Raw genomic sequence first — 16976 nt, forward strand, 5'->3', positions numbered from 1 at the left:
GCTCGAGAACGTCATGCTGCCGCTGGAACTGGCCGGCCGCAGCGACGCCCGACGCGCCGCCGGCGACATGCTGGCGCGGGTCGGGCTGGGCCAGCGGCTCGGCCACTATCCCAAGGTGCTGTCGGGCGGCGAGCAGCAGCGGGTGGCCCTCGCCCGCGCCTTCGTGGTCGAGCCCGAGGTGCTGCTGGCCGACGAGCCGACCGGCAGCCTGGACTTCGCGACCGGCGAGACGGTGATGCAGCTGATGTTCGAGCTGAACCGCGAACGCGGCACCACGCTGGTCCTGGTGACACACGACCGCGCGATCGCCGCCCGCTGCGACCGCCGCATCACGATCGACGCCGGCCGCATCCGGGAAGAGTAGGGCGGTCGCACCGGGAGCCGCCGCGATAATTCCGGAATGTCCTCCCCCAAAGTTCTGTTCGGCTTCCACGCCGTCGGCGTGCGCCTGAAGACGGCGCCTGCCTCCATCATCGAGATCTACTACGAGCCGACACGCCGCGACGCGCGGATGCGGCAGTTCCTGGAACGCGTGGCCGAAGCCGGCGTGCGGCTGATCGAGGCGGACGGACTGCGGATCGCCAAGCTGGCCGGCAGCCAGGGCCACCAGGGCGTCGCGGCCCGGGTGCAGCCGCTGGAGCAGGCGCGCTCGCTCGACGACCTGCTGGAAAAACTCGAGGCGGATGCGGGTGCCGAACCGCCGCTGCTGTTGATCCTCGACGGCGTGACCGATCCGCACAACCTCGGCGCCTGTCTCCGGGTGGCAGACGGCGCCGGTGCCCATGCGGTGCTCGCGCCCAAGGACCATGCCGTCGGCCTGAACGCGACGGTCGCGAAGGTGGCCAGCGGTGCCGCCGAGACGGTGCCGTACTTCATGGTCACCAACCTCGCCCGGACGATGAACGAGCTGAAGGAGCGCAACATCTGGTGCATCGGCACTGCCGAGGATGCGCCGCAGACGCTGTACCAAACCGACTTCAGAGGCCCGGTGGCGCTGGTCCTGGGCGCCGAAGGCCCCGGCATGCGCCAGCTGACTCGCAAGACGTGCGACAGCCTGATCAGCATCCCGATGCGCGGCGGTGTCGAGAGCCTGAACGTTTCGGTCGCCAGCGGCGTCTGTCTTTACGAAGCGCGGCGCCAGCGCGGCTGACAGGCGGGCCCGAGGCCGATCAGGCCAGCTTCCAGGCTTGCCGGGTACGGGGGTCCTCGAACCGGTCGCGCAGCTTGCGGACCAGCTGGCCCGCGATACGGTAGGTCCGGGGAAACAGCGCGCGCTGCAGGCCGCCGCAGGCGGCGCGGGTGTCGATGTAGTCCTGGTGCTCGGTGACGGTCGCCGGTTGGCCGTCGAAGGAATGCACGGTGAATTCGCGTACGCGCAGAGAGCCGGTGGGCCGCATGATCGCTCCAGAAAAACGATGGATTGCGGTGACTGTGGCGTGCGCCCGCCGCGTCTTTGGCCGGTCAAGAGATGCGTCGCGGGCCGGAAGCGGAGCGCCGGGCCTGTCGGGTCGGTAGGAAATACGTGATCGGGAGCCTGCCTACGCGCACGAAAGCGCAAGACTGCTCCAAGCGTCGGATGCTATGTTTTCGATAGCTGCTGGCGCAGAAGCGGCGGGCGAAAGAGCCGCTTTTCGATCCGATGCGCCCTTGTGGGCCCGGTCGTACGCCCGCGTCAGAGCCAGCCCATGCCGCCGATCACCGCGCCCGCGCCCAGCAGCCACAGCAGGTGGATCTTGGTGCGCCACACGATCAGCGCCGTCACGCCGGCGGTCGCCCAAACGGTCCAGCGGGCCGAGGTCTCCCCGCCGCCGTTGACCAGCACCCAGCCGGTCGCGATCAGCAGGCCGATGATCAGCGGCCCCATGCCCTGGCGGAAGGCCCGGACCGAACGGCGGTGCCGGTTGCGCTGGCTCCATTGCGCGGCCAGATAGCTGAGCAGCGAACTCGGCAGCAGGATGCCGGTCATCGTGATCGACAGGCCCAGGGCGGCTAGCATCCAGGCGCCCACGCCCGCATCCGGGCCGCCGCCGGCGTTCAGGCCGACCTGCCAGCCCATCAGCGCGACGAACAGCACGTTGGGGCCGGGCGCGGCCTGCGCGATCGCGACCGATGCACTGAATTGCGGGTCGGTCAGCCAGCCGTGCCGCTCGACCAGGTAGCGGTGCATCTCGGGCACCATCGTGATCGCGCCGCTGATCGAAAGGAGCGACATCATCAGGTACTGGCCGAACAGGGCCCACCAGTCCGCGGCCTGCAAGTGGATCGTCATCGCAGCGGCTCCTTCAGTCGGACAGCTTGCGCCAGGTGAGCCCGCAGGCGAGGGCGCCCAGCACCGCCAGCACGGCGAGCAGCGGGATGCGGAAGATCGCCACGCAGACGAAGCAGGCGGCGCCGAGGGCGATGCACATCGGCGTGCCGAGCGGATGGTTGCGCAACGCCGGCATCAGCTTGAGGCCGGTCGCGACAATCAGCCCCGCCGCCACCGCGCCCATGCCCCGCAGCGCGCCGGCCACCGCTGGCACGTCCTGAAAGCGCGAATAGAAAAAGGCGAGCACCAGCACCACCAGCAGCGGCACCGCCAGCATGCCGGCGAGCGCGGTCAACGCGCCGCGCCAGCCGAACCACCGGCCACCGAGCATCAGCGACAGGTTGACCACGTTCGGCCCCGGCATCACCTGGGCGACGGCCCATTCCTCGATGAATTCCTCGCGCGACAGCCAGCCGCGCCGCTCGACCACTTCGCGCTGCACGATGGCGAGCACCCCGCCGAAGCCCTGCAGGGCGAGCAGGGTGAACGCGATGAACAGGGCGCGCAGGGATTCCGGTCGGGGCCGGTCGGGCGAATCGGGCGGGGGCATATGCATATCGCCCGATTATCGGCAACCCGTCGACGCGCCGCTGACGGCGCCGTGAGCGACGACTTGCGTGGAAGAATGGCCGGTCGCCGTCGTCCCCTCCCTAGGAAGCTATTCATGACTTCTTCGTCCATCCGCCCCGCGCACCGCGTAGGTGCCGTCGCCCTGCTGGCCGGCGCAGCTGTTCTCCTGGCGGCGTGCACCACGCCGCCGAAGCCGGACCCGTACGCCCACCTCGCGACCTTCACCACCCGGCTCGCAGGTAGCAACGAGGTGCCGCCGGTGGCGAGCATGGCTACCGGCACGGTCGATGCGGTGCTCGACCGCAAGACCTATCTGCTGCGCTGGAAGATGGCGTACGAGAACCTGAGCGGGCCGGCGACGATGGCCCACTTCCACGGCCCGGCCCCCATCGGATCGAATGCGCCGCCGGTGATCGCCTTCACGCTGCCGGTCACGCCCGCCTACGAGGGCCGCGCGACGCTGACGCCGGCCCAAGCGGCCGACCTGCTGGCCGGACGCTGGTACGTGAACGTCCACACGGCGCGCCACCCGGGCGGCGAGATCCGCGGCCAGATGATCGAGCGCCGCTGACCGCCAGGGCGCTCAGCCCTTGAAGCCGCCCTGGTCCAGGAACGCCTGCTCCGCCTCCGTCGTGCTGCGACCGAGGACCGGGTTGCGGTGCGGGAAACGTCCGAAGCGCTCGATGATGTTCCGGTGCAGGATGGCGTACTCCAGCGTCGATCCGCCGATGCGCCCGCTGAGTTCCACGCAGCGTTCCTGGTCGGCCAGCGTTTCGGAGTGCATGAACGGCATGTAGAAGAAGGGCTGCAGCGGCGCATCGACGCGCCGGTCGTCGCCGCGGTCGACGGCATGCGCCGCGATGTCGAGGGCCTGCCCGTCGGTTGCGAAGGCCCGGGCGCTGCCACGGAAGCTGTTGCGCGGGAACTGGTCGAGCAGCAGGACCAGCGCCAGGGCGCCTTCCGGGGTGGCTTGCCAGTCGTCGTGGTCGCCGCGGGCGGCTGCCTCGTGCGCGTCGAGAAAACGGGCGCGGAAGCGGCGGTCGAAATCGTCGTCCTTGGCGAACCAGCGGGTCGGCCCGGCTTCGCGCCAGAAATCGACGACGGCCCGCGCGGCCGGGGGAAGGTCGTGGGGTGATGCATCCATCCCGCCACGCTACCCAAGGCGCCGGGGGGCGGCGGGGGCACGTTGCATCCGGTTGCATTCGGCTTGGAGCAGGCGCACAAGATCGCGCGCTTACAAATTACCGGAGCGATCATGTCTTTGTCCCGCCGCAGCACCTTCTCCCTGCTGGCCGCCAGCGCCATCGTGGCACTGGCCGCCGGCTGCACCACGGTCACGTCCAACACTGCCCTGATGCAGGCACGCCTGAGCGGCGATGCCCAGGTGCCGCCGGTCCAGACGATGGGCCAGGGCGTGGCGCAGGTCTGGCTGAACAAGGACACCGGCGGCCTGCGCTGGAAGGTGGACTATTCCGGCCTGAGCGGCCCGGCAACCGCCGCGCATTTCCACGGCCCGGCCGACGTGGCGTCCAACGGCCCGGTGGTGGTGCCGTTCAAGAGCCCGCTGACCTATCCGACGATCGAAGGCGAGGCGACGATCACCCCGGCCCAGGTGCAGGATCTGCTGGCCGGCCGCTGGTACATCAACATCCACACCGCGAAGAACCCCGGCGGCGAGATCCGCGGCCAGGTCGTGCTGCAGCGCTGAGGCGCTGCCGGGGCAGTAGCCCTATCGGTGGCCGGAAAGGGGCGGGGCGCCTAAAATCGCGGGCCTCCCCCCGAAAGCCCCGATGAACGCCCCTGTCGACGTTTCTCTGTTCGCTCGCGCCGCGAAACCGCTGACCAGCTACCGCAAGTACTGGGCGGCGCGTTTCGGCACGGCCAAGTTCCTGCCGACCTCGCGCGAGGAGATGGCCGCGCTCGGCTGGGACAGTTGCGACATCGTCATCGTCACCGGCGACGCCTATGTCGACCATCCCAGCTTCGGCATGGCGGTGATCGGCCGCATGCTGGAGGCGCAGGGGTTCCGGGTCGGCATCATCGCCCAGCCCGACTGGCAGAGCGCCGAGCCGTTCCGTGCGCTCGGCAAGCCCAACCTGTTCTTCGGCGTGACCGCCGGGAACATGGATTCGATGATCAACCGGTACACCGCCGACCGGAAGATCCGCAGCGACGATGCCTACACCCCGGGCGACGTGGGCGGCCGCCGGCCCGACCGGGCGGCGATCGTCTATTCGCAGCGCTGCCGCGAAGCCTGGAACGACGTGCCGATCGTGCTCGGCGGTATCGAAGGTTCGCTGCGCCGCATCGCCCATTACGACTATTGGTCCGACAAGGTCCGCCGCAGCATCGTGGTCGATGCCAAGTGCGACCTGCTGCTGTACGGCAATGCCGAGCGGGCCATCGTCGAGATCGCCCACCGGCTGGCCGCGCGCGAGCCGGTGCAGCAGATCACCGACGTGCGCGGCACCGCCTTCGTGCGCCGAACCATGCCGGAGGACGCGTGGTTCGAGATCGACTCGACCACCGTCGACACCCCGGGCCGGGTCGAGGCGCACGTCAATCCGTACCTGATGGTGTCCGACCAGGCCAAGGCCAACGGTGCCACCTGCGCCAAGGAAGACGAGGCGCAGACCGTCGCGGCGGATGCGGAGGCCGCCGGCGCCCAGGCACGTGCAGCCCTCGCAGCCCGCCGGGCCGACGCGAATCCGGCGATCCAGCCGATGGTGTTCGTGCCCAACCCGTCGGTGAAGCTGAAGGTGCCGCCGCGCGACCGCAGCGTGATCCGCCTGCCGAGCTACGAGCAGGTGCGCTCCGACCCAGTGCTCTACGCCCATGCCAACCGGGTGCTGCACCTGGAGACCAACCCGGGCAACGCCCGCGCGCTGGTGCAGGCGCACGGCGAGGGCGCCACGGCGCGCGACGTGTGGATCAACCCGCCGCCGATCCCGCTCACCACGGCCGAGATGGACCATGTGTTCGACCTGCCGTACGCCCGCAGCCCGCATCCGCGTTATGCGGACGAGCAGGGTGGCCACGACGGCGCAACGAAGATTCCGGCCTGGGAGATGATCCGCTTCAGCGTGAACATCATGCGCGGCTGCTTCGGCGGCTGCACCTTCTGCTCGATCACCGAGCACGAGGGCCGGATCATCCAGAGCCGGTCGGAGGAATCGATCATCCGCGAGGTCGAGGAGATCCGCGACAAGGTCAAGGGCTTCACCGGCACGATTTCCGATCTGGGCGGGCCCACAGCCAACATGTACCGCATCGGTTGCCGCACGCCCGAGATCGAGGCCGCCTGCCGCAAGCCGAGCTGCGTGTACCCGGGCATCTGCCCGAACCTCAACACCAGCCACGATCCGCTGATCAAGATCTACCGCCGGGCGCGGGCGCTGCGCGGCATCAAGAAGATCCTGATCGGTTCCGGCCTGCGCTACGACCTGGCGGTGCAGAGTCCCGAGTACGTGAAGGAACTGGTGCAGCACCACGTCGGTGGCTACCTGAAGATCGCCCCCGAGCACACCGAGCAGGGGCCGCTGTCGAAGATGATGAAGCCCGGCATCGGCAGCTACGACCGCTTCAAGCAGATGTTCGAGAAGTTCTCGGCCGAGGCGGGCAAGAAGCAGTATCTGATCCCGTACTTCATCGCGGCGCACCCCGGCACCAGCGACGAAGACATGATGAACCTGGCGATCTGGCTGAAGAAGAACGGCTTCCGCGCCGACCAGGTCCAGACCTTCTACCCGTCGCCGATGGCCACCGCCACCGCGATGTACCACAGCAACCGCAACCCGCTGCGCAAGGTCGGCCGCGAGACCGAGACTGTGGACATCGTGCGGGGCGACAAGCGGCGCCGGCTGCACAAGGCCTTCCTGCGCTACCACGATCCCAACAACTGGCCGCTGCTGCGCGACGCCCTCAAGGCCATGGGCCGCGCCGACCTGATCGGCAACGGCAAGCACCACCTGATCCCGACCTTCCAGCCGCTGACCGACGGCAGCTACCAAAGTGCGCGCCGCAAGAACTCGACGCCGGTGAAGGCGGGCGCGTCGGTCGCTCCGGCGGGCGGCATCGGCAAGCCGAACAAGGTCGCGCCGGTACGCGGGCGGCTGCTGACCCAGCACACCGGCCTGCCGCCCCGCGACAACGGCGGGCCGCGGCGCAAACCGGGTGGCCGCTGAGGCAGATCTTCAGAACGAAATCCGGCCTTTGCGCCCGCAGGGTGGGCGCAGCATGCTATTCATTCGATAGCATGTATTTCGGCTTTTCTGTATGACGCGTTCGCCGCTGGGGTCGTTCGGACCGATGGTGGCCTAACGGTGTCAGCCCCGCCAGCTGCTGATAACTCCGCGCAGGTGGAGCGCGATCGTCACCACGATGCCGGCGAGCGGCCGGGGCGGCGTGCCCATCCTGACCGCGTCAGCGGCGGTCGAAGGGCAGGCCGACATAGTTCTCCGCCAAGGCGGTGGAAGCCGCCTGCGACTGCACGAGGTAATCGAGTTCGGCTTCCTGGATCTTCTGTCCGAAAGCGCCGGTGTCGGGGAAGCGGTGCATCAGCGACGTGAACCACCAGGAGAAGCGCTCGGCCTTCCAGACACGGCGCAGGCAGCGGTCGGAATAGGCGTCGATGCCGGCGCTGCTGCGGTCGCCGTAGTGCTCCTGGAGGGAATCAAACAGGAAACCGACATCGGAGGCTGCGAGGTTCAGGCCCTTGGCGCCGGTCGGCGGCACGATGTGCGCCGCATCGCCCGCCAGGAACAGACGGCCGAAGCGCATCGGCTCGGCGACGAAGCTGCGCAGCGGCGCGATGCTCATCTCCAGCGACGGGCCAGTCACCAGTCGCTCGCGGGCCTCGGGGTCGAGCCGGGTCCGTAGTTCGTCCCAGAACGCCTCGTCGGTCCAGCGCGCGACATCCTCGTCGGCCGGCACCTGCAGGTAGTAGCGGCTGCGGGTCGCGCTGCGCATGCTGCAGAGCGCGAAGCCCCGGGGGGTGTTGGCATAGATCAGCTCCTCCGAGACGGGCGGCACGTCGGCCAGCACCCCCAGCCAACCGAACGGGTAGACCTTCTCGTAGGTCTGCAGGGCAGACGCCGGCACGCTGCGGCGCGACACGCCGTGGTAGCCGTCGCAGCCGGCGATGAAATCGCAGGCGATTTCCTGCGCGACCGTATCCGCGCCTTCGCCGGTGGTGAAGCGGACCGACGGCGCGGCGCCGTCGAAGCCGTGCAGGCTGACGTCGTGCGCGCCGTAGATGGTGCGCAGGCCCGCTGCGGCACGGGCGGCCATCAGGTCGCGGGTCACCTCGGTCTGGCCATACACCATCACCCGCTTGCCGCCGCTGAGTACATGAAGGTCGATGCGGTGGCGCGCGCCGCTGAACAGCAGTTCAATGCCGTTGTGCGGCAGGCCCTCGGCGTGCGCCCGCGCCGCCACGCCGGCGCGCTCCAGCAGGTCGAGCGTGGTCTGCTCCAGCACGCCAGCGCGGATCCGGCCGAGCACGTAGTCGCCGGTCTGGCGTTCGACGATCACGTTGTCGATGCCGGCGGTGTGCAGCAACTGCCCGAGCAGCAGGCCGGCAGGGCCGGCGCCGACGATCACGACCTGGGTGCGCATGGGGTTCTTTCAAGAGGTTGAGGGGGAACCTCAAGCGTAAGAAGAGCCGTTTCGAGGAGAAAGTGCGTGCTGCAGCCGTTGTGCGATCACCGATGGGATTGCGCGATGATCGCGCAATCCATCATTTTTTATGCAGGAGTGGGCCCATGGCGATCGCGGCAGCCGATCTGATCGAAGGCATGGCCAAGGGCATGGCGGTGCTGGAGAGCTTCGACACGGAGCGCCAGCGGCTCAATGCGACATTGACCGCCCAGCGCACCGGCCTGACCCGCGCCGCCGCCCGGCGTCACCTGCTGACGCTCGCGCACCTCGGCTATCTGGAAACCGAAGACGGGTATTTCTGGCTGTCGCCCAAGGTGCTGCGCTTTTCCGGCAGCTATCTCGCATCGGCGCGCCTGCCCCGCGTGTTGCAGCCGACCCTCAACCGGCTGGCGGCTGCGACGCAGGCGTCGTTCTCGGCGGTGGTCCTAGACGGCGATGAGGTGGTGATCGTGGCGCGCAGCGGGGTCTACGGCACGCCCGACCGGGTCACCGCCTACGGGTTGCATCTGGGGGCTCGGCTGCCGGCGCATGCGACGTCCACCGGGCAGATGCTCCTCTCTGCGCTGGACAGTGTGGCGTTCGCGCAGTGGTGCCGCGGCAGAACCTTGCCGCGGCTGACCCCGCTGACGACCACGACGCTGGCCGGCCTGCGCAAGGCGGTCGCCGCCGCACGGCGGCAGGATTGGTGCTTCGCCAGCGAAGAGCACGAACTGGGCGTGCATGCGCTCGCCGTCCCCTTGCGCAACATGCAGGGCCGTACCGTGGCGGCGCTGAACGTCGTGGGTGCGTCTTCCGAGCGGAAATCGGACCATTTCGTCCGCCCCATGCTGCCGCTGCTGGAAGACGCGGCCCGCGAACTGCGCGCGCTGATCTGATGCGCCGTGGCCATGAAAAAAGCCGCAGCGCTCTAAAAGAACTGCGGCTTTCCAAATGAATGGTCGGGGCGGTGGGATTCGAACTCACGACCCTCTGGTCCCAAACCAGATGCGCTACCAGGCTGCGCTACGCCCCGACAAGCCAGAATTCTAACCTGCGTGGCGGGGTGTATTCGCTTCGCTGCCCGACGAAATCGCCGATCGGACGATCAGCGTGCCGATTGCGCCGGTGCCGCCGTACCCGGGGCTTCAGCAGGCGGTGGCGTCGGCTGGCCGGTGGTCGCGTTGGGCGACGACGGGGTCGGCGTGCTGCCCATCCCGCCCGCGGTGCCGAGTCCGCCGGTCGTGCCGGTGCTATCGCTGCTGCTGCCCATGCCGCCGGAGCCGGTCGCGCCTGCAGGAGCGTCGGGCTGCGTCGTGGGTGGCATTGAACCGCCCATCGGGGCGCCGGTGCCGCCTGCCGACGCGGGCGAGTCCGGAGCCACTGGCGCAGTGGTGCTGGGCGACGTGCCGGCAGGGGCAGTCTGGCTAGTGTCGGGCGTTACCGTCGTGCTGGTGGCGGGCTCCTTGCGGTCGCAGCCGGCCAGTGCGAGCAGACCTGCCAGCAGTGCAGATCCGACGAGGGCTTTTTTCATGGTGATCTCCTGTGGATTGGGCGATCAACTTAAGGCGACGCGCCAGAGCGGTCCTGTAGTCCTGCGGCGCATCGGCCTGCCGGCGAGACGGGCGCAATACCTGCCGCAGCGGGGTCAGCGTGGGAGCAGAGAGGCAAGCGGCCTTGTTTCGGGCAACACGTACACCACTCCCGCGCTCTGGCCGAACAGTGGCTTGATAACGCGGTCGTAGAAGTCGGCGGGAACGTTCACGCAACCGTAGGAAATCCGGTTGTCGGCCACGGTCCGGCTTGCGAGCCGCTGCAGCCGACGGTCCTGCGCGTTGGCAGTTCGGACCCGGTGCATCGACACCGCTGCGTCGTAGTCGATCCAGACGATGTCTTCTCCGCCGGTATTGACACCGGGTTCGGTGACGAAACGACCGGCAGGCGTGGTTCGCTCATGCGGCTGTATCGACTTCATCGGCCGCTCGCCGATGCCCGGCACCGAATCGTCGCCGCGGGCAAGGCCCAGCAGCACCGGCGACGCGCCCCGCAGTGCACCCTTGCCATCGAACACATGGATCGCCGCATTCTTCTTGTCGATTACCGCATAGGGCTGTCCGACATTGTCTTGGCCTTTCCGCACCCACTCCTGCACGGCGCGCACGTCCCCGGACGCTGCGGGCGAAGGCAGGGAGGCCAAAGCGAAAGTGGACGCAGCCGTCAAGGCAACGGTGCAGGCGATTCGGGTCAGCGGATGCATGGCAGGCAGTGACAGATAGAAATTAAAAAGCCGGGCGCGCAGGCCCGGCCGTCGTCAGCGCAGGGCCGATCAGTTGCGGTCGGCGCGGGCCGGACGCATCGGAGTCGAGCGCATCGGTGCGGTAGACGGCGTATTGTTCATGGTCGAGGAAGAACCCATGGACGACGAGCCCATCGGCGCCGTGGTGCGTGCGCCGGTGCCGCCGCCATAAGGCGTACCCGTCTCGCCCTTCGGGGTTCCCTGCGAGTCCGTCGTGCCGACGCCGGTTGCGGGGTTCGGCGAGGCCGGATTCGGCGGCGTGCCCTGTGCGTGCACTGCGGCAGCGCCAAGCAGAGCGGTGGCCGTCAGGGTGCGCAGGGTGATCGACAGGAACTTGCTGGTCATGGTGAACTCCTCGGGTGGTGATGTAGGTACTGGTCATCCAGTGCGACCAAGCGTAGGGAGTACTGCAGGCAGCCCGCGTCGGCGCAACCGCATCGCGTCTGTAGGCGACAGGACCCGTTAGACGTGGGCCGGCGCGCGGTCGGAACCTGGCGACGCGATGTGCTCCTACAAGAAGTACCAAGTCCACGCGGGACGATCCTGGCTGTTTGGTCCATCAATGAGAGATTCCATGCCCCCAATCGATTCCACGCCGCACGGCGGCGAAGCCCTGCATCCATCGCCGGAGCCGCGCATACCTGTACGGTCCGGCACCGGCAACACGGCCGACGCGACGTCGCTCGATGCGGCAGCATCCGCGTCCGGAACGCCGCACGAGCATCCCAACGAAGAGCCGAAGGAGCCGGTCAAACCGGTGGGCCCGAAGCCGGGCGACGAGCCGGCGACCCCCAAGCCGAGCTGATCGCGGGTGCGGGGCGGTCAGCGCTCGCTGCGCAGTGTCGAAGGCAGCAGTGCCATCGGCGGTGCCGACGCCCGCCGCTGCAGCCAGGATTCCAATGTCGTCACCGGCATCGGCTGCGCGAAGTGGTAGCCCTGCAGTTCGTCGCAGCCCAGCAGGTTCAGCTGATGGGCCACCGCTAACGATTCCACGCCCTCGGCCACGACCCCCAGTCCGAGGTTGTGGCCCAGCGCCATGATCGCCCGCACGATGGCCAGGTCGGTCGCGTCGGAGAGCAGTTCCTGCACGAACGAGCGGTCGATCTTCAGCTTGTCGATCGGCAACCGCTTCAGATAGGCGAGGCTCGAATAGCCGGTGCCGAAGTCGTCGATCGAGAAACGCAGCCCGAGCGCACGCAAGGCCGCCAGCCCTTCGCCGGCGGCGCCGGCATTTTCCATCAGCTGGGTTTCGGTGATCTCCAGTTCAAGCAGCCCCATGTCGATGGCGCCTTCGGCGGCGAAGGCCGTAAGCCACTCCAGCAGCGCGTTGTCCGCGAGCTGGACCGCCGACAGGTTGACCGACAGCACCAGCGGCGCACGGCCTTCCGCCCGCCAGCGCTGCAGCAGAGCGCAGACCTGCTGCACCGCCCACAGTCCCAGCGGCCGGATCAGCCCGGTCTCCTCTGCGATCGGGATGAACTGCGACGGCGGCACCTGCCCGAGTTCCGGATGTTTCCAGCGCATCAGCGCTTCCGCGCCCACCACCTGCAGCGTACGGGCATCGATGCGCGGCTGATAGTGCATTTCCAGCTCGCCGTGGTCGAGCGCGCTGCGCAGGTGCTGCTCGACCGTGCGGCGCTCGCGTGCGATCTGGTCGAGCGCCGACGAGAAGAAGCGGAACTGGTCACGGCCCGAAGACTTGGCCTCGTACATCGCTGCGTCGGCGCGGCGCATCAGCTCGTCGAGGTCGCCGCCGTCCTCGGGGTAGACCGCGATGCCGATGCTGCAGGACACCCGCAGCTCGTGGCCCTCGCCGTCGTGCGGCGCCCGGATCAGCGGTATCAGCCGTTCCTCGACGATGGCGCGGATCTCGCCGGCATCGTGCACACCACGCAGGATCACGACGAACTCATCACCGCCCAGGCGGCTGACCGTATCGTCGCCGCGTACTGCCTGCGACAACCGGCCCGCCACCGAACGGAGCAGGGCGTCGCCCACGTGGTGGCCGAGCGTGTCGTTGATCGACTTGAAGCGGTCGAGGTCGATGAACAGCACGGCCACCCGGTCGCCCGAGACTTCAGCCGCCCGCAGGGCCTCGCCGAGACGTGCGATGCAGAGCGAGCGGTTCGGCAGTTCGGTGAGCACGTCGTGGTCGGCCAGGAACTGCACCCGCGCTTCGGTCCGCTTGCGGTCGGTGATGTCCACCGAGATGGCGATGTAATGGGAGATTGCGCCGCGGCCTGCGCCGGAGCGCACCGCCGACACCACCAGCCACGCCGGATAGCTGCCGCTGGCGCGCCGGCGGAATTCGACCTCGCCCTGCCAGGCGCCGCGTTCGCCGACCGCCGCGGCGAAACGCGCGGACAGCGGCGACCCGGCCGGGTCGGCCAGCAACGTCAAGAACTCGCGGCCGATCACCTCGTAGGCTTCGTGGGCGGTACTGCGGCAGAAGGCATGGTTGACGCTCAGGACGCGCTGCTGGCCGTCCATGATCACGATGCCTTCGGACGAGGCCTCGAACACCTTCGCCCACAGCTCGAGGCGCTGCTCCATCTGCTTGAGCACGTTGACCGGCGTGAAGGCCGTCAGCACCGCGTCCTGGCCCTGGAACTGCAGCCGTCGTGCCGACAGCACCGCCCAGGTCGGCTCGGCGGTGCCGCGCCAGCGCACCTCGAATTCGTCCACCGCGCCGTGGTCGGCCAGCTGCTGGAAGAAGCGGGCCCGTACGCCGGGCTCGAGGTGGCGGCCCCACGGGTCGGTGGTCACGCCGCCGAGCCAGGGTACGGCCGGCGCGTTGGCATGCAGCACCTCGTGCCGGGGGATCGAGGTGACGACCATCGCGATCGGTACCGATTCCACGATCTCCAGTTCGGCACGGGCGGCGCGCTCGCGCGAGGCCAGTTCCTGCTGGTTGAGCCGCTCGCGGCCGAGCTGGGCCAGCATGCCGTTGAACGCGGTGACCAGCTGGCCGATCTCGTCGCGGCTGCTCCAGCCGGCCCGCAGCGAGTAGTCGCCGCTGCGCCGCACGTCGTCGGCCACGCGGGCGAGGTGCCGCAGCGGCCGCGCGATCTGCTGGGCGACGGCATAGACCAGCGTCAGGATGCAGGCAAGCAGCAGCAGGGCGGTACCCAGGTGCAGCCACATCCGGGTGAAGAGGGTGTCGACCCGGGCGGCCAGCATGCCGTCGAGCTCGGAGGCCGCGACGATCCACGCGAGGTCGAGCTGGTACAGCAGCGACGAGTACGCGGCCTGCAGCCGGGCGAGATCCCGCTTGCCGGGCGTGGCACTGGCAAGGCTCTGTACCAGCGTGAGGAATTCCGACAGGCTTTCGCCGAGCTCCTGCTGCCCGGGTTCGAGCGCGGTGCGCAAGGCGGGCTGACCGGCCGCGAAGGCCTGCAGATAGTCGGACCGGATGCCGAGCGCCGACGCGTCGATGCGCCCGCCGAGGATCAGCAGCTGCGTGCGCAGCGTGGCGTCGGGCAGCGCGTCGGCATCCAGTCCGTTCACGGCGCGCATCGTGTCGTGCATCACGCTCAGCAGCTCGGGGAACCGGAGCACAACCAGCGACATCGCGTAGTAGCTGTCGAGGTCGGGGTCGAGGATCAGGTTGGACTGATTGCCGACCGTCGTCAGCAGTTCGCGCGCCGACTGCAGCATGCGACCGGTCGTATCGACGTGCGAGGCCGCGGGTGCGGCTTTGCGCTGGAGGTCCACCGCCGTCCAGGCATCGCGGAAGGCGCGGCTCGCTTCGGCCGACCGAAGGGTGCGGTCGTAGCGGTCGCGCAGCGCGTCGAAGCGCCCCAGTGCCTCGTCGCTCGCTTGGACCTGTGCCTTGTACGGCAGGAACGGCATCAGCAGCAGCTCCCGGACGGCGGCGCTGTACACGCTGCCGACGCTCTCCTTGCGGGTGAAATCGATCGCGAGAAATTTCTCGTGGATCAGGATGCCCGAGACGAAGATGACCGCGCTCAGGTCGAGCAGGTAGATCAGCGTGAGCGTCTTGCCGACCGACAGGGTGCCGAGCCACCGGGCGATCGGCAGTGCGAGGCGGTGACGGGCCCGCCAGCCAGACAGGGTAGAAGGAATGTGCGTACTCCCGCGACCGCTGTCTGCCGCAACCTCAGGCGCTGGTGGGCACCAGGAATTCGCGGCTGATGTGGGCGCCCAGTTCGTTCACCCGGTCCAGGAACTGGGTGAGAAAGGCGTGCAGGCCGGTCGCGAGGATCTCGTCGATCTGGCCGTACTGCAGGTCGGCGCGCAGCTTGCCCGCCTTGCGCTGGCTGGCGCTCGAAGGATCGCTGACGATGAACGACAGGTTCGACACTACCTCGTTCAGGCTGGCGTGCAGCGACCGCGGCATGTCGGGGCGCAGTATCAGCAGCTCGGCGACCCGCTCGGGCTGGATCACGTCGCGGTAGACGCGCCGGTAGATCTCGAAGCCGGACACGCTGCGCAGCACCGCGCTCCAGTGGTAGAAGTCGTATTCCTGCACGCCGTCGGTGCCGGCGCCGAAGAAGTCGCTGTGCAGGGCGTGGAACTTGTTGTCAACCAGCCGGGCAGTGTTGTCGGCCCGCTCCAGGAAGGTGCCGATCCGCATGAAGTGCAGCGCCTCGTCCATCAGCATGGTGCCGACCGTGACGCCGCGTGACAGGTGGGAGCGGTACTTGACCCATTCGAAGAACTGGCCCGGATCGCGCTCGAACTCGCCCTGGTAGAGCATCCGGTTCACTTCCAGCCAGGTCTGGTTCTGGGTTTCCCAGGCTTCCGTGGTCAGGGTGCCGCGCACGGCGCGGGCGTTCTCGCGGGCGGCCTTCAGGCAGGAGACGATGGAGGACGGGTTGTTTTCCTCGCGCACCATGAAGTTCATCACCTTGGCAGGCGTGATCTCGCCGTGCAGCGCCTGGTAGGACGGCAGCAGTTCGCTGATCGTCAGCAGGCCCTGCCAGCCGATCTGCGCGGCCTGGGCGGACTGCGGCAGCAGCGAGGTCTGGTAGTTGACGTCCAGCATCCGGGCGGTGTTTTCGGCACGCTCGGTGTAGCGGGACATCCAGAAGAGGTGGTCGGCGGTGCGGCTCAGCATGGGATGTTCCTCTTCAGATTTCCAGGATCCAGGTGTCCTTGGTGCCGCCGCCCTGCGACGAATTCACCACCAGCGATCCTTCCTTCAGCGCCACACGGGTCAGGCCGCCCGGCACCATCTGCACCTCCTTGCCCGACAGCACGAACGGCCGCAGGTCGATGTGGCGCGGCGCGACGCCGGACTCCACGAAGGTCGGGCAGCTCGACAGGCTGAGCGTGGGCTGCGCGATGTAGCCGTCGGGCTTGGCGAGGATCGCCTGGCGGAACTCCTCGATCTCGGCTGCGGTCGAGGCGGGGCCGACCAGCATGCCGTAGCCGCCGGCGCCGTGCACCTCCTTGACGACCAAGTCCTTGAGGTTGGCCAGCATGTACTGCAGGTCGTCCGGATTGCGGCCCATGTGGGTGGGCACATTCTTCAGGATCGGCTGCTCGCCCAGATAGAACTCGATCATCTTGGGCACGTACGGGTAGATCGACTTGTCGTCGGCCACGCCGGTGCCGACCGCGTTGCAGATCGCCACGTTGCCGGCGCGGTAGGCCTGGATCAAACCGGCGACACCGAGCGTGGAGGTCGGGCGGAACACGAGCGGATCCAGGAAGTCGTCGTCGACGCGGCGGTAGATCACGTCCACCCGCTGCGGGCCGCGCGTGGTGCGCATCCACACGAAGTCGTCCTTGACGAACAGGTCCTGGCCTTCGACCAGTTCGACGCCCATTTGCTGGGCGAGGAAGGCGTGCTCGAAGTACGCGCTGTTGTACATGCCGGGCGTCAGCACCACGCCGGTGGGCTGCGCCGTGGCGGGGGGGGCGGAGGCGCGCAGCGTCTCCAGCAGCAGGTCGGGGTAGTGCGCGACCGGCGCGACCCGGTGCTGGCTGAACAGGCCCGGGAAGAGCCGCATCATCATCGTGCGGTTCTCGAGCATGTAGCTCACGCCGCTCGGCACCCGCAGGTTGTCTTCCAGCACGTAGTACTCGCCGTTGCCCTGTGCGTCCGGCGCGCGGACGATGTCGATGCCTGCGATGTGCGAATAGATGTGGTTGGGTACGTCCACGCCCATCATCTCGGGGCGGAACTGGGCGTTCTGCAGG

Annotated in this window: 18 protein-coding genes and 1 tRNA gene; 7 read left to right on the forward strand and 12 right to left on the reverse strand. The window is 68.5% G+C overall.

The genetic code is table 11. The features are described 5' to 3' along the window. Positions 1–364 (forward strand): ATP-binding cassette domain-containing protein (locus tag QZ500_RS10235; RefSeq protein ID WP_295854705.1); only part of this gene is annotated, 364 nt, incomplete at its 5' end. Between the two features lie 36 nt (positions 365–400). Continuing rightward, complete coding sequence (rlmB, locus tag QZ500_RS10240) at positions 401–1150, forward strand: 23S rRNA (guanosine(2251)-2'-O)-methyltransferase RlmB (RefSeq protein WP_295854708.1); 750 nt, start codon at positions 401–403, stop codon at positions 1148–1150. A 19-nt stretch (positions 1151–1169) separates the two neighbouring features. On the opposite strand, the gene QZ500_RS10245 is transcribed toward rlmB, so the two are convergent. The 3 genes from QZ500_RS10245 to QZ500_RS10255 all read right to left on the reverse strand — a co-directional run bounded on the left by QZ500_RS10245 (position 1170) and on the right by QZ500_RS10255 (position 2864). Beyond that, a complete protein-coding gene (locus QZ500_RS10245) occupies positions 1170–1397 on the reverse strand; it encodes a hypothetical protein (protein ID WP_295854710.1) in 228 nt (75 codons plus the stop codon). A gap of 275 nt (positions 1398–1672) precedes the next feature. After that, positions 1673–2269, reverse strand: coding sequence for a chromate transporter (locus QZ500_RS10250; protein ID WP_295854713.1), 597 nt, complete (start codon positions 2267–2269; stop codon positions 1673–1675). A gap of 13 nt (positions 2270–2282) precedes the next feature. Continuing rightward, entirely contained in the window at positions 2283–2864 is a 582-nt protein-coding gene (locus QZ500_RS10255) for a chromate transporter (protein ID WP_295854717.1), read from the reverse strand. 108 nt (positions 2865–2972) lie between these two features. Here QZ500_RS10255 and QZ500_RS10260 point away from each other — a divergent pair, with 108 nt between their 5' ends. Next, entirely contained in the window at positions 2973–3449 is a 477-nt protein-coding gene (locus QZ500_RS10260) for a CHRD domain-containing protein (RefSeq protein ID WP_295854719.1), read from the forward strand. A gap of 12 nt (positions 3450–3461) precedes the next feature. Here QZ500_RS10260 and QZ500_RS10265 read toward each other — a convergent pair whose 3' ends face one another. Continuing rightward, positions 3462–4022 carry a DUF924 family protein gene (locus QZ500_RS10265; protein WP_295854722.1) on the reverse strand — a complete coding sequence of 187 codons (561 nt, stop codon included), beginning with the start codon at positions 4020–4022 and terminating at the stop codon, positions 3462–3464. Between the two features lie 111 nt (positions 4023–4133). Here QZ500_RS10265 and QZ500_RS10270 point away from each other — a divergent pair, with 111 nt between their 5' ends. Both QZ500_RS10270 and QZ500_RS10275 read left to right on the forward strand, forming a co-directional pair. Next, a complete protein-coding gene (locus QZ500_RS10270) occupies positions 4134–4586 on the forward strand; it encodes a CHRD domain-containing protein (RefSeq protein ID WP_295854726.1) in 453 nt (150 codons plus the stop codon). Between the two features lie 82 nt (positions 4587–4668). Further along, the gene (locus tag QZ500_RS10275; RefSeq protein ID WP_295854729.1) at positions 4669–7062 is read left to right on the forward strand and encodes a YgiQ family radical SAM protein; all 2394 of its coding nucleotides are present in this window, start codon (positions 4669–4671) and stop codon (positions 7060–7062) included. Between the two features lie 238 nt (positions 7063–7300). On the opposite strand, the gene pobA is transcribed toward QZ500_RS10275, so the two are convergent. After that, the gene (gene pobA, locus QZ500_RS10280) at positions 7301–8494 is read right to left on the reverse strand and encodes a 4-hydroxybenzoate 3-monooxygenase (protein ID WP_295854733.1); all 1194 of its coding nucleotides are present in this window, start codon (positions 8492–8494) and stop codon (positions 7301–7303) included. A gap of 146 nt (positions 8495–8640) precedes the next feature. On the opposite strand from pobA, the gene QZ500_RS10285 reads away from it, so the two are divergent. Then, entirely contained in the window at positions 8641–9411 is a 771-nt protein-coding gene (locus QZ500_RS10285; protein ID WP_295854735.1) for an IclR family transcriptional regulator C-terminal domain-containing protein, read from the forward strand. Between the two features lie 60 nt (positions 9412–9471). Here the strand turns inward: QZ500_RS10285 and QZ500_RS10290 are convergent. The 4 genes from QZ500_RS10290 to QZ500_RS10305 all read right to left on the reverse strand — a co-directional run bounded on the left by QZ500_RS10290 (position 9472) and on the right by QZ500_RS10305 (position 11153). Next, a tRNA-Pro gene (locus tag QZ500_RS10290) sits at positions 9472–9548 on the reverse strand. Between the two features lie 72 nt (positions 9549–9620). Further along, positions 9621–10046, reverse strand: coding sequence for a hypothetical protein (locus tag QZ500_RS10295; RefSeq protein WP_295854738.1), 426 nt, complete (start codon positions 10044–10046; stop codon positions 9621–9623). A 114-nt stretch (positions 10047–10160) separates the two neighbouring features. Beyond that, positions 10161–10769 carry a L,D-transpeptidase gene (locus QZ500_RS10300; RefSeq protein WP_295854743.1) on the reverse strand — a complete coding sequence of 203 codons (609 nt, stop codon included), beginning with the start codon at positions 10767–10769 and terminating at the stop codon, positions 10161–10163. A 69-nt stretch (positions 10770–10838) separates the two neighbouring features. Continuing rightward, the gene (locus QZ500_RS10305) at positions 10839–11153 is read right to left on the reverse strand and encodes a proteophosphoglycan ppg4 (protein ID WP_295854747.1); all 315 of its coding nucleotides are present in this window, start codon (positions 11151–11153) and stop codon (positions 10839–10841) included. Between the two features lie 229 nt (positions 11154–11382). Between QZ500_RS10305 and QZ500_RS10310 the strand changes: the two genes are divergently transcribed. Further along, a complete protein-coding gene (locus QZ500_RS10310) occupies positions 11383–11613 on the forward strand; it encodes a hypothetical protein (RefSeq protein ID WP_295854751.1) in 231 nt (76 codons plus the stop codon). A 17-nt stretch (positions 11614–11630) separates the two neighbouring features. On the opposite strand, the gene QZ500_RS10315 is transcribed toward QZ500_RS10310, so the two are convergent. From QZ500_RS10315 to QZ500_RS10325, 3 genes are all read right to left on the reverse strand, one after another. Then, the gene (locus tag QZ500_RS10315; protein ID WP_295854754.1) at positions 11631–14693 is read right to left on the reverse strand and encodes an EAL domain-containing protein; all 3063 of its coding nucleotides are present in this window, start codon (positions 14691–14693) and stop codon (positions 11631–11633) included. A 235-nt stretch (positions 14694–14928) separates the two neighbouring features. After that, positions 14929–15888, reverse strand: coding sequence for an alpha-E domain-containing protein (locus tag QZ500_RS10320; RefSeq protein ID WP_295854757.1), 960 nt, complete (start codon positions 15886–15888; stop codon positions 14929–14931). A gap of 13 nt (positions 15889–15901) precedes the next feature. After that, a partial coding sequence (locus tag QZ500_RS10325; RefSeq protein ID WP_295854760.1) for a circularly permuted type 2 ATP-grasp protein occupies positions 15902–16976 on the reverse strand: 1075 nt, incomplete at its 5' end.

This window comes from uncultured Xylophilus sp., assembly GCA_913776965.1.
Classification (GTDB): Bacteria; Pseudomonadota; Gammaproteobacteria; order Burkholderiales; family Burkholderiaceae_C; genus Xylophilus.